General features: G+C 38.3%; 7 protein-coding genes. 5 read left to right on the top strand and 2 right to left on the bottom strand.

Annotation, left to right across the window (positions count from 1 at the left end; genetic code table 11):
- The first annotated feature begins 28 nt into the window (after positions 1 to 28).
- Genes SJY44_RS03315 through SJY44_RS03295 form a run of 5 tightly spaced genes read left to right on the top strand, consistent with a single transcriptional unit; the run spans position 29 to position 10,335 of the window.
- On the top strand, positions 29 to 2,395 hold the full coding sequence (locus SJY44_RS03315; RefSeq protein WP_396591275.1) for an ABC transporter permease: 2,367 nt from the start codon (positions 29 to 31) through the stop codon (positions 2,393 to 2,395).
- Positions 2,396 to 2,411: 16 nt separating this feature from the next.
- Positions 2,412 to 4,829, top strand: a complete 2,418-nt coding sequence (locus SJY44_RS03310; RefSeq protein ID WP_396591274.1) for an ABC transporter permease — start codon at positions 2,412 to 2,414, stop codon at positions 4,827 to 4,829.
- A gap of 32 nt (positions 4,830 to 4,861) precedes the next feature.
- Positions 4,862 to 7,273 (top strand): ABC transporter permease, encoded by a 2,412-nt coding sequence (locus tag SJY44_RS03305; protein WP_396591273.1) that lies wholly within the window; start codon positions 4,862 to 4,864, stop codon positions 7,271 to 7,273.
- A gap of 21 nt (positions 7,274 to 7,294) precedes the next feature.
- Positions 7,295 to 9,646, top strand: a complete 2,352-nt coding sequence (locus SJY44_RS03300) for an ABC transporter permease (protein WP_396591272.1) — start codon at positions 7,295 to 7,297, stop codon at positions 9,644 to 9,646.
- Between the two features lie 26 nt (positions 9,647 to 9,672).
- Entirely contained in the window at positions 9,673 to 10,335 is a 663-nt protein-coding gene (locus SJY44_RS03295; protein WP_396591271.1) for an ABC transporter ATP-binding protein, read from the top strand.
- On the opposite strand, the gene SJY44_RS03290 is transcribed toward SJY44_RS03295, so the two are convergent.
- Entirely contained in the window at positions 10,332 to 11,450 is a 1,119-nt protein-coding gene (locus tag SJY44_RS03290) for an NAD(P)/FAD-dependent oxidoreductase (protein WP_396591270.1), read from the bottom strand. The two genes, SJY44_RS03295 and SJY44_RS03290, sit on opposite strands and share 4 nt — an antisense overlap.
- Before the next feature lie 33 nt (positions 11,451 to 11,483).
- Entirely contained in the window at positions 11,484 to 12,836 is a 1,353-nt protein-coding gene (gene accC / locus SJY44_RS03285) for an acetyl-CoA carboxylase biotin carboxylase subunit (protein ID WP_396591269.1), read from the bottom strand.
- Positions 12,837 to 12,915 lie beyond the last annotated feature (79 nt).

Genomic DNA, 12,915 nt, shown 5'->3' with positions numbered 1-12,915 from the left:
ATTAAACATCAATCAAAAAAATCATATCATGTTAAAAAATCATATCAAGGTTGCATGGAGAAGCTTTACAAAAAACAAATGGTATTCTCTTTTAAATATAGGGGGGCTCACCATTGGTATGGCGTGCAGTATTTTCATTCTTTTATGGGTGCAGAATGAGTCTAGTTATGATACTTTTCATTCCAATGCAGATAACATATATAGACTGACAGCAGAGGCAAATGAAAATTTTAAAGCCGCAGTAAGCGCTCCTGGCATGGTTGAGGAATTGCCTGATTACATCCCTGAAATAAAGTCAAGTCTTCGTCTAAGTGCCCCTTTTGAGGCCTTAGTTGAAATAGATAATCAAAAATTTAAAGAAGGTCCCGTTTTCTATGCAGATTCTAATCTTTTGGATGTGTTTACTTTTCCCCTAATAGAAGGCGAACCTGAGACCGCTCTTGAGAATCCTGACGCTGTTTTAATAACAGAAGCCATTGCAACTAAGTATTTTGGGGCTGGAAGTGCCTTGGGTAAGACCATTAAGGTTGACAATAAGGACACCTTTACTGTTACAGGTGTGTTAGCAGATGTTCCGTCCAATTCACACTTACAATTCAACATGATAATACCAATGACCTATCAAGCGAAAAATGATAGTGATTTGGTAAACAAAGTGTGGAACAGTTTTAATTTTTACGGTTACTTCCAGTTTGAAAAAAATGCTGTTTCTACCCCAGAGAAATTATCTGAAATGGTGGATAGAATCAACAAGATTTTTGCAGAACGATCACCTGAGTTTGAGATTACTTTTAATTTACAGCCTTTAAAGGATATTCACTTACATTCTGACTTGCAAATAGATCTCCCTGGTCATGGAAATATTCAATATGTAAACATCTTCTTTCTAGTTGCCTTTATCATTTTAATAGTGGCATGTATCAACTACATGAACCTAGCAACTGCACGATCTTCCAAAAGAGCCAAAGAGGTAGGGTTAAGAAAAGTGATAGGAGCTGGTCGTCGCCAACTTATATTTCAGTTTTTGGGTGAATCCCTGATTATTTCTTTCCTCTCCTTAGTCCTTGCCATAGGCTTGGTGTATTTGTTGTTGCCCGCATTTAACCATCTTTCTCAAAAAGAACTTGTATTTAGCATGGCAGACCCAATACTTTGGTCGGCTTTGCTCATTATAGCTTTGATAACTGGGCTTATTTCCGGAAGTTATCCTGCTTTATTTCTATCAGGATTTAAGCCAGTTAAAGTTTTAAAGGGCAAATTGAAACTCTCAAAATACAATCTTCTGTTCCGAAATGGATTGGTCATTTCCCAATTTGTAGTTTCTGTGTTGTTGATGATCGGCACTACAGTTATCTATAAACAATTGACTTTTATTAAAAACAAAAACCTGGGTTATGATAAATCCAATTTAATATACATTCCAATGGAAGGGGAAATGTGGGGAAAACAGGAAGCATTAAAAACCGCTTTAGCTCAAAACCCACTAACAAGTGATTTTTCCATTGTCTCTGATATTCCGGCCAATCTAGTCTCTGGTGATTTTGATATTCATTGGGAGGGTAAAGATCCTAATGAACAAATTCTTTTTCCAAGTATTATGGCAGATGAGAATTTCTTGGATGTTTTTCAGATGACTCTTTTAAATGGTAGAAAATTTTCAAAAACCTCATTTGAAAATAAAGACTACATCATCAACGAAACCGCAGTCAAGGTAATGGGCATGAACATCGAAGACATTATAGGCAAAACCCTAACTTTCCGCGGAGATAAAGGAACCATAATCGGCGTTGTTAAGGACTTTAATTATAAGCAACTGCAGTATGCCATAGAGCCTTTGTTAATACAACATAGAAATCATGGAAACATTGCCGTAGTGAGAACAGCTCCCAAAAGTACAGAGGGTACTATTGCAGCTCTTGAGAACATCTATCAGACTTTAAACCCTGCCTACCCTTTGGTTTATAATTTTGTTGATGCCAATTTGGATTCCCAATACAAAGGGGAGCAGCAAATGGGTTCAATCTTTAAAGTATTCGCCATACTCGCAATTTTTATTTCTTGCTTGGGTCTTTATGGCCTTTCCGCTTTTATGACAGAACAACGTTTCAAAGAAATTGGGATTAGAAAAGTTTTGGGAGCAAACGCCATAAGATTGGTAAATATGCTTTCTAAAGATTTTCTAAAACTAGTTTTTATAGCTTTTGTTCTTGCTGTTCCTCTTGCCTGGTTTATAATGAACAAATGGTTGGAAGAATATGCATTTCATATAGAAATCCAATGGTGGATGTTTGCTCTGGCTGGCTTCACAGTCTTATTTGTGGCACTATCAACAGTCAGTTACCAAAGTTTAAAAGCGTCCTTGGCGAATCCGATTAAAAGCTTACGAACGGAGTAATCAAAAAATAGAGCTTATGTTTAAATTGTTTCTGAAAATAGCAACTAGGTTTCTCTTCAAAAACAAGATGTATTCCTTTATTAATGTAGCAGGTCTGGCCATTGGAGTTGCATCGTTCATTTTAATCATGCTCTACGTAAATTATGAACGTAGTTATGACACGTTCATAGGTTCAGAAAATGTACATAGGGTGTTCATGGATTATTTGGAAGGAGGCAAATATGTTCCTGGTGATGCCAATGCCTATATTCTTAGTGGCCCATCCCTAAAAGAAAAATTCCCTGAGATAAATGACTTTGTACGGTTTCGACGGAGGCATGGGATGGTGTTAATACATAACAATTTAGCTTTTGATGAAAACATAGGCGCATTGACGGATCCGTCATTCTTTTCAATCTTCGACCGTAGTTTAAGCAAAGGAAATCCGCAGACCGCATTGAGCGAACCTTATTCCATTGTGCTCACTTCTTCCTTGGCAAAAAAAATCTTCGCTGATGCAAATCCAATAGGAGAGACTATAAAGATTGTGGGTGATGCAGATTCCATATTTACCATAACAGGGGTTTTGGCAGATGACAACCAAAAGACCCATTTAAAAAATGATTTTCTAGTTTCTTTTGAAACTTTCTACACATGGAAAATTTTTCAAAATGATTGGAAATATACTTGGAACCAAAACGAGTATTTCACCTATCTCCAAGTGGATGAATCCACAAATGTGGATTTACTCAATCAAAAGGTAATGGCCTTCACACCAGAAGGGCTAAAAAATGAAAGACATCATCTGGAACCTATAGAGGATATACACTTGTATTCACATAAACCATATGAGGCCGAAACCAATGGCAATGGCGATAACATTAAACTTTTATCTATTATTGCTTTCATCACCCTTTTCTTGTCATGGATGAACTATATGAACCTATCCAGCAGTAAATCATTGGAACGTGCCAAAGAAATAGGAATCCGTAAAGTGGCAGGAGCCAAAAAATCGCAACTAACACTGCAATTTCTATTTGAATCTGCCTTGTTAAATTTTGTGGCAATACTGTTGGCTTTGCTCGTTGTCTATCTCTTATTGCCCAGTTTCAATAGATTGGTGGGACAAAATTTAGGGTTTGATAGCGCGCAATTAAAAACGCTTCTACCTTATTTAGGTATTATGTTATTAGGTGCTTCGTTGGCCGCTTTATATCCAGCCTTTGTATTAAGCAGGTTCAGCCCGGTTAAAGTTCTTAAAGGAAAATTGCAGACTTCAAAAAATGGTCTTCATTTTAGAAGAGCTCTCATCATCACTCAATTTGTGGCTACCATTGCTTTGTTGATATGCACATTCATGGCAAACAAACAGATTCGTTTTCTTAAAAACCGTCCAATTGGTGCTGATTTAAACCAAGTAGTAGCATTAAAGGGACAAGTTTTAAATAGAGCATCAGACTCCTTGTTCTATCCAAAATTTGAGACTCTTCTGGACGAGCTTAGAAAAAGTCCTTATGTGGATGAGGTGACCGCAGCGGGCACTTATCCTGGGGATGCTTACGCCAATATGAATTCCAATCTAGGACTTACCTTCCCAGATGGAAGAATCGACGACAAGCACATTTGGTATAACTATGGTGCCTATCCCAAGTATTTTGATTTAATGGGAATGGAATTCGCAGCGGGAAAGGCTTTTTCACAAACTGCCCAAAAATGGAGTCGAAATGTAGTCATCAATGAAAGGATGGCCCATTTCATGGGGGTTTCTGATTTCGAGGGTATCATTGGCAAAACCATTAATTTTTGGGAGGAAGATTGGACAGTGAGCGGTGTAATCAAGGACTACAATCATTTTGGATTAAAAGCAAGAGTAGAACCTCTAATTATAAGACATGGCAGAAACAGTAGTAATGTTTTGGTCAAGCTTGATAAAAAAGCGACCACCATGGCTGGAGTAAACAAGGCCTTGTATGATTTAGAGAGTATGTGGTATAAAGTCTTTCCGCTGAGCACTTATAATTATACCTTTTTAGATCAAAAGTTTGAGGCGTTCTTTAATGAAGATCAAAAATTTGCCAAGGCTTTCCAAATATTTACTATTCTGGCAATTTTAATCGCCTCTTTGGGGCTTTTTGGACTTACTTCCTATACCTGCATTCAAAGAAAAAAAGAAATCGGCGTCCGAAAGGTCAATGGAGCAACAATTACTCAAATTCTACAATTGCTGAATCAAGACTTTATAAAATGGGTTGGATTGGCCTTTGTAGTGGCCATACCCATTTCATGGTTTGCGATGCACAAGTGGTTAGAAGGCTTTGCCTACAAAACCACTATTAGTTGGTGGGTATTTGTCTTAGCGGGAATCTCTGCTCTCATAATTGCATTAATATCGGTAAGCTGGCAAAGTTTTAGAGCAGCAATTGCAAATCCTGTTGAAGTGCTTCGGGACGAATAAAAACTCATCAAATCAATCAAAAAAGAAAAATTATGTTTAAGAACTATTTAAAAATAGCTTGGAGGAACCTTCTTAAAAACAAAGTGTTTACTCTTGCAAATGTAATTGGTTTGACCCTTGCATTTGCCGTGGCCATTCTTTTGTCAATGACCGCTTTGTTCGAGTTGTCATATGATCAGTTTCATACCAACAAGGACTCTATTTACCAACTGGCACTTTCCAATCAAACACCAAAGGGCACCAGAACAAGTACAGCAAGTCCCGTTCCTTTGGCTCCTTCTCTAAAAAGCGAAGTTCCAGGGATAAAACAGATTACAAGAGCCGTAAGCGAAGATGCTCTGGTAACCTACCAAGAGAAAGAATTGGTTTTGGATGCACATTATGTAGATCCCGCCTTTTTTGAAATGTTCAGCTATCCCATTGTATTGGGGAATGGAAACCATCCATTTTCAGACAAGAGATCCGTTGCCATCACTGAAAGAACATCACAACTGCTATTTGGGGATACATCCGCAATTGGAAAAACAATCTACCTACTGCTGGGGAAAGAGGAGCGTCCCTTTACCATTTCTTCAATTCTTAAAGACCTTCCAACAAACAGTAGTGTCGATTTCCAGATTGCCATTCCCTTTGAAAACCATTCCGAATATTCAGAGAATTTAACAGTATGGGATTCCAACTTTCATGAAGTCTATATTGAATTGGACAAGAGTGTATCCGCTGATCAGTTCGAAAAAAATACCTGGGAGTTCACCAACATGCATTACAGAGAAAGTATTGAAAATCTAGTTAGGGATGGAGCGCGGCCAGATGCCAATAACCAATACAAACAGTTTCATCTTCTTCCTTATACAGATGTCCATTTTGTTTCATACGCTAGCGGTGCTATTCAAGTGCAACGTACTTTCCCCTATATCATACTGGGCATCTCCTTTTTAATCATCTTTATCGCGTGTGCCAATTTTATTAACATGAACATTGCTCTTAGTGAAAAACGACTTAAGGAAATTGGGATGCGAAAAACATTGGGAGCCATAAAAGGACAGTTATTCTTTCAATTTTGGACAGAAAGCCTTTTGATATTTACCGCTGCCTTATTCCTAGGTCTAGTACTGGGCAATTTGCTTATCGACCCCTTCAAGGTGCTTTTTAATACTGAGGCTACCATGGCTAACCTAACCAAACCTTCTATACTTCTTGGTTTCTTTGTGGCCATGTTCCTAATCGTTTTTATTGCAGGAGGTTATCCCGCCATGTTACTGAGTAAAATGAACACCCTTCGTGCATTGAAAGGGAAATGGGAAATGGGAAAGAACGGTGTTAGAAATGTCCTCATCGTGGTTCAATTTGTCATTGCGATTATTTTGATAAGTGGCACCTTAGTACTGCAGGGACAGCTTCAGTTCATGCGCGACAAAGACCTTGGGTATAACAAAGAACAGGTGATTTCTATTCCCCTAAACGGAAAAAAAGACAGTTATCGTGTTATAGATCTGCTACGTGAAGAACTCCAGAACAATCCCAATATTTTGGAAGTTACGGGAGCAGACAACAATTTGGGAAGAGGAAGAGATGGCAGTTTATCTACCAGTAAATGGGGTTTTGACTATAAACAACGGGGGGTAACCACAAATATACTTACCGTGGACCACGATTACCTTAAAACCCTAGATATTGAACTGCTCTCCGGAAGAACCTTCAGTCCTGAATTTAAAGCGGACAGTCTTAGTCTCATAATTAACCAAGCCATGGTAAAGGAACTGAATGAAACCGATCCAATTTCTACCAAAATTATGATGGATGATTCAATCTCATATACCGTTATAGGAGTTATAAAGGATTTCAACTTTCAAAAAATCACCAAAGAAATTGAGCCACTTACCCTATTTATGAACCGCGATTGGGACCTGTATTATGCTTATGTAAAAGTTGCTCCGGGTTCATTATCCAAGTCTTTTGAGTTTCTAAAAACTGCTTGGGAGAAAATTGAGCCCAATGCCGAGTTTCAAGGTTCTTTTCTAGATGAAAATATTGATCGCACCTACAGGCGTGAAAAAATGATGGCCACAATAATAACCAGTGGCTCAATACTGGGAATTGTTTTAAGCTGTATTGGTCTCTTTGCTATTTCGCTACTGGTAGTTGCGCAACGAACAAAGGAAATAGGGGTTCGCAAAGTTGTTGGAGCCACTGTTTCGTCTATTACATTATTACTGACAAAAGATTTTTTAAAACTGGTAGGAGTAGCTTTTATCATTGCTACTCCCATAGCATGGTATGCATTGAACCAGTGGCTACAGGGATACGCTTTTCATATTTCTCTCAGCGTTTGGTTTTTTATAGGCGCCGGTCTTTTAGCCGCCGCAATTGCCTTTATTACAGTAGGAGGGAAAACCTTAAAAGCTGCTTCGGTGAATCCTGTAGAAAGTTTAAGAACAGAATAGAAATTAAAAAAGATAGAAATCATGTTAAAACACAATATCTTATTTTTTTTTAGAAATATCAAAAGACAGAAGAACACCTTTTTGATTAACATCATTGGGTTGTCTACAGGTTTGGCATGTACCCTTCTCATTGTGCTTTGGGTAGTGGATGAACTGAATGTGGACAAGCTTCATGCAAACCATGAACGTATTTACCAGGTAATTGAACATCTGGAGTTTACAGATGGGATTCAAACCATTACAGAAACTTCAAGCCCAATGGCTGAGCTGCTAAAAGAAGAAATGCCGGAGGTAGAGTATGCCACAGCAACCATTCCCCCTTCATGGTTTGGAGATCATGTGCTTTCTGTAGATGAAAACAATCTTAAGGCGACAGGACAACTGATAGGTGAAGATTATTTCAATATTTTTTCTTTTAGTTTGATTGAAGGGGATAAGAATAATGTAATGTCAGATCCAAATTCAATTGTCATATCCAAAACATTGGCCATAAACCTGTTCGGTAGCACAAAGAACGTTGTTGGTAAAGCGGTGGAATTTGAAAAAAAACGTCAATTTCAGGTTTCAGGAATTTTTGAAGATGTGCCGGCAAATTCCACAGTTCAATTCGATTTTGCCCTATCTACTGAAGCTTCAAAAGAAGAGACACCATGGAACTCTTTGAATACATGGAACAGTAGTGGTCCCAGGGTCTATGTTTCATTAAAGGAAGGGACGAACATTAGTGCATTAAACGCCAAGGTTGAGATGATTCGAAAAAGTAGAAATGAAAACACCATTCGGACGGCCACCCTTGTCCCGTTTTCTGAACATTATCTACATGGAACCTATGAAAACGGCAAACAGGTAGGAGGGAGAATAAAATACGTTCGCTTGTTTTCAATCATTGCCTTGATCATTTTGACCATCGCTTGCATCAATTTCATGAATCTATCCACAGCAAGAGCATCAAAAAGATTGAAAGAAATAGGCATAAAGAAAGCCGTTGGGGCAAAAAGAAAGGTTTTTGTATTTCAATTTTTAGGTGAGTCCATTTTAATGGTGTTTATGGCCCTCTCAATTGCCCTAATAATGGTAGCTATCTTTCTTCCACAATTTAATATTATCATAGCCAAACAATTAACGCTCACTTTTAATGTCAACCTTGTTTTAATCATTTTGTGTATTACAGTTTTTACAGGTCTTATTGCTGGAAGCTATCCAGCGTTTTATTTATCCAGCCTTAATGCCGTAGCCATTCTTAAGGGAAAATGGAATAGCTCTGTTGGAGAATTATGGACAAGGAAGGGATTGGTCATTACCCAATTTACACTGTCCGTCGTATTGATTGTATCCGTACTAGTGGTCTACAAACAGGTTGAGTTTGTTCAGAACCAAAATTTGGGGTATGACCAAGATAACATTGTGCAATTCAGAATTGAAGGCAAAATAAAAGACCAATTGCAGACCTTTGTTTCTGAAGTGAAAAAATTGCCGGGGATAAAGAACGCCTCAAGCACTACCCATAGTATGGTGGGGCATAATTGGTCAACAACCTTGAATTGGGAAGGAAAAGAGTCCGATAATGTTACTCAATTTCAAATTGTAGGCGTGGACTATGGCCTAATAGAAACTTTAGGAATGGAAATGGCGATGGGTCGCAGTTTTAGCAGGGAATTTGGAACGGATAGTACAAGTATCATATTCAATGAAACTGCCATCAAAGCCATGGGGATTGAAGACCCTATTGGTAAAATGATTGGTAATAGAACGATTATTGGAACCGTAAAGGATTTTCATTTTAAATCTTTGCATGATAAAGTAGAACCATTGTTCATGTCCTTAATGCCAGAAGGGGTAAACAAGGTGATGGCAAGAATTGAAGCGGGAAAGGAAAAAGAGACGCTCAACGAACTCCAAGCGTTTTATGAAACTTTCAATCCTGGTTTTCCTTTTGAATATCAGTTTTTAGATCATAACTATCAGGCACTTTATACTTCTGAGAAACGAGTGGCTACCCTATCAAAATACTTTGCTGGTATGGCGATACTAATTTCATGTCTTGGGCTATTTGGGCTGGCCATATTTACGGCTGAAAGAAGACGAAAGGAAATTAGCATTCGCAAAGTTTTGGGACAAAGTGTTTCTCAGGTCACAATAATGCTTTCACGTGAATTTGCCGAATTGGTTTTACTCTCTATCGTTATTGCTTTGCCCATTGCGTATTTTTTGACCCAAAACTGGCTTTCAGGATTTGCATATCACATTCCATTACAAGTATGGTATTTCTTAGGAGCAGGTTTTATAGCTTTACTGGTTGCCATACTTACAGTTGGGCTTCAAGCAATACAGGCAGCAAACAAACCCCCAGTGAATGCTTTGAGAGAGGGATAGAATATTTTAATTAAAAACAAAAAATAATGTTACTACAACTCAATAATATTTTTAAATGGGTCAACTCAGGTGGCCAACGTATCTTTTTATTAAAGGACATTAATCTTAATGTGGAAGAAGGGCAATTTATTTCTATCATGGGTCCTTCCGGTTCCGGTAAATCTACCCTACTTAATGTTATTGGTATGTTGGATGCCTTTGACGAAGGGGAATATCATTTTTTGGACGAGTCTGTGCACTCCCTCAAAGAAAAACGTAGGGCTACCTTATATAAGGAATATATAGGTTTTGTTTTTCAATCGTATCACCTATTAGATGAATTAACGGTAAAAGAGAATTTGGAGATGCCGCTACTTTATAAAAAATTTAAAGGCTCTGAGCGGAAAGCTATGGTCGCAGATATGTTAGATCGATTTAATATAGTAGGCAAAAAAGATTTGTTTCCAGCTCAATTGAGCGGTGGGCAACAACAATTGGTAGGTGTTGCCAGAGCATTGATCTCTAGCCCAAAATTGATTTTGGCAGATGAGCCCACAGGAAATTTGAATTCCAAGCAGGGGGAGGAAATCATGGAATTATTTAAACAATTAAATGATGAAGGAGTTACAATCATCCAAGTTACTCATTCCGAGAAAAATGCTGAATATGGTTCTCGTATCATCAATCTTTTAGATGGGAGAATGATTTAATTAGAGAGGTCGGCTAGTTCTTTTCCAACCAAACTGCCCAAGGCAATGCCCATTCCCCCTAAGCGAACTCCACAATAAACATTGTTGGATACTTGCTTGACGATGGGCGTTTTTTGTGGCCCCACTCCCATTATTCCGCTCCAACTGTAGTCAATTTCAATATTTTGGTTTGGAAAGATAACCGTGTTGAGAAGTCTTTCAAGTTCATGTTGAACAATAGTTGTTTTTCCAAAAGAAGGGGTTTCTTCCGTTTCAAAATCCAGGTTACGGCCCCCGCCAAAAAGAATCCGGTTATCAATATTTCTGAAGTAATAATATCCTTCATCAAAATGGAAGGTTCCTTTTATTTTAAGGTCATTGATTGGTTTGGTAATCAGAACCTGGGCCCTAGCAGGATTAACTGTTTCAGTTTTTAAGAATTCTGAAGCAAAGCCATTGGTGGCAATATATGTTTTTCTAGTATTGAAAGAAAAGTCGCTTGTCTGTATTTCAACCCTGTTTCCAGAATCTTGAAGCTTCTTAACCGCAGCTCCATTCATAATATGTATTCCTTTCTTCAAACACTTTTCAAGCAATGCGGACATCAGTTTCCCCGTGTCAAGTTGACCTTCAAAAGTATGGGTGATATAGGTATTCTGAATATTCTCAAATCCAAAAACGTTCCTGGTTTTCACAAAAGGTTTTTCTCCAAAAATAGGCTTTAACAATGCGTTCAAGGTATCCATCCCCTCTACACACGTTTTAAATAATGAGGTATCTTTTTTTAGAAAAAGCTCGTGCCCACCATACTGTTCTAACCCAATTACATTGTCTCCCAAAAGGGTTCGTAATACTTGTATACCATCCCAGCGCTTCTTAACCAAGTTGACAACATTTTCCTGTGAATGTATTCTTAGGTCAGATAACAACTCAGAAATACTACCGAAACAGGCAAAACCTGCATTTTTAGTACTAGCTCCCTGTGGCAAGGAGCCTTTTTCCAATACTAGTACTTTGCTGGAGGGATACTTTTCTTTAAGATGCAATGCACAGTTGAGACCGACTATACCGCTTCCTACCACTGTAAAATCTACATTGGACAACCACGTTTTATATTCCCAATAGCTTAATTCCATCAAATAAAAACCCCGACTTGCATCGGGGTTGGTTTAATCTTGATATTTTGTGTCTATTACAAAATCTTCCATAAACTTGGTAGTATAATTCCCTGCCAAGTAATCTGGATGATCCATCAATTGTCTATGGAATGGGATTGTTGTTTTTACACCCTCAATCACAAACTCATCAAGTGCCCTACGCATTTTATTAATTGCCTCTTCCCTGGTTTGGGCAGTAGTTATTAGCTTGGCAATCATAGAGTCATAGTTTGGCGGAATCATATAACCACTATACACATGGGTGTCTAATCGTATTCCATGACCTCCTGGAGTATGCAGGGTAGTGATTTTACCCGGTGAAGGTCTAAAATCATTATATGGATCCTCTGCATTGATTCTGCATTCAATAGAGTGTAGTTTTGGAAAATAATTTTTACCTGAAATAGGTACTCCTCCTGCTACTAAAATTTGTTCGCGGATTAAATCGTAATCAACTACTTGTTCTGTAATTGGATGTTCAACCTGGATACGGGTATTCATCTCCATAAAGAAAAAGTTCCGGTGTTTATCCACCAAAAACTCCACTGTCCCTGCTCCTTCATATTTAATGAATTCAGCAGCTTTTACAGCAGCCTTACCCATATCTTCACGAAGCTTATCCGTCATAAATGGAGAAGGGGTTTCCTCTGTCAATTTTTGGTGCCTACGTTGAACTGAACAATCTCTTTCAGATAAATGACATGCCTTTCCATACTGATCACCAACTATCTGAATTTCGATATGACGAGGTTCTTCAATCAATTTTTCCATGTACATTCCCCCATTACCAAATGCAGCTGTGGCCTCTTGTACCGCACTTTCAAAACCTGCTTCCATTTTATCTTCAGACCAAATGGCGCGCATACCTTTTCCACCTCCACCAGCAGTGGCTTTTATCATTACAGGATAGCCCATTTTTTTGGCTATTTTTTTTGCTTCGGTCACATCCTTTAATAATCCCTCGGAGCCTGGAATTGTGGGTACACCTGCTTTTTTCATGGTTTCCTTGGCTGTCGCCTTGTCTCCCATTTTATCAATCTGATCTCCTGAAGCACCTATGAACTTAATTTCATGTTCAGCACAAATCCTTGAGAATTTGGAATTCTCTGAAAGAAATCCATATCCAGGATGAATGGCATCTGCATTGGTGATTTCTGCTGCAGCAATGATGTTCGGTATTTTTAAATAGGATTCATGGCTTGGTGCAGGGCCAATACAAACAGCTTCATCTGCAAAGCGCACATGAAGACTTTCTTCATCTGCTTTGGAATATACCGCTACTGTTTTGATTCCCATCTCCTTGCACGTCCGTATAATACGTAGTGCAATCTCTCCTCTATTTGCAATCAATATTTTTTTAAACATAGTCTTTCATGTTAGGCCCTAAAGTTTTAAAGTCAAAATCCCGTCTGTTGGGTTTTGAAATGTTAACTCTTGGAATTTG

The sequence above is a fragment of the Allomuricauda sp. R78024 genome (assembly GCF_044596045.1).
Classification (GTDB): domain Bacteria; phylum Bacteroidota; class Bacteroidia; order Flavobacteriales; family Flavobacteriaceae; genus Flagellimonas.
The sequence above is the reverse complement of the archived record's forward strand: the minus strand, read 5'-3'. Positions and strand labels throughout refer to the sequence as shown.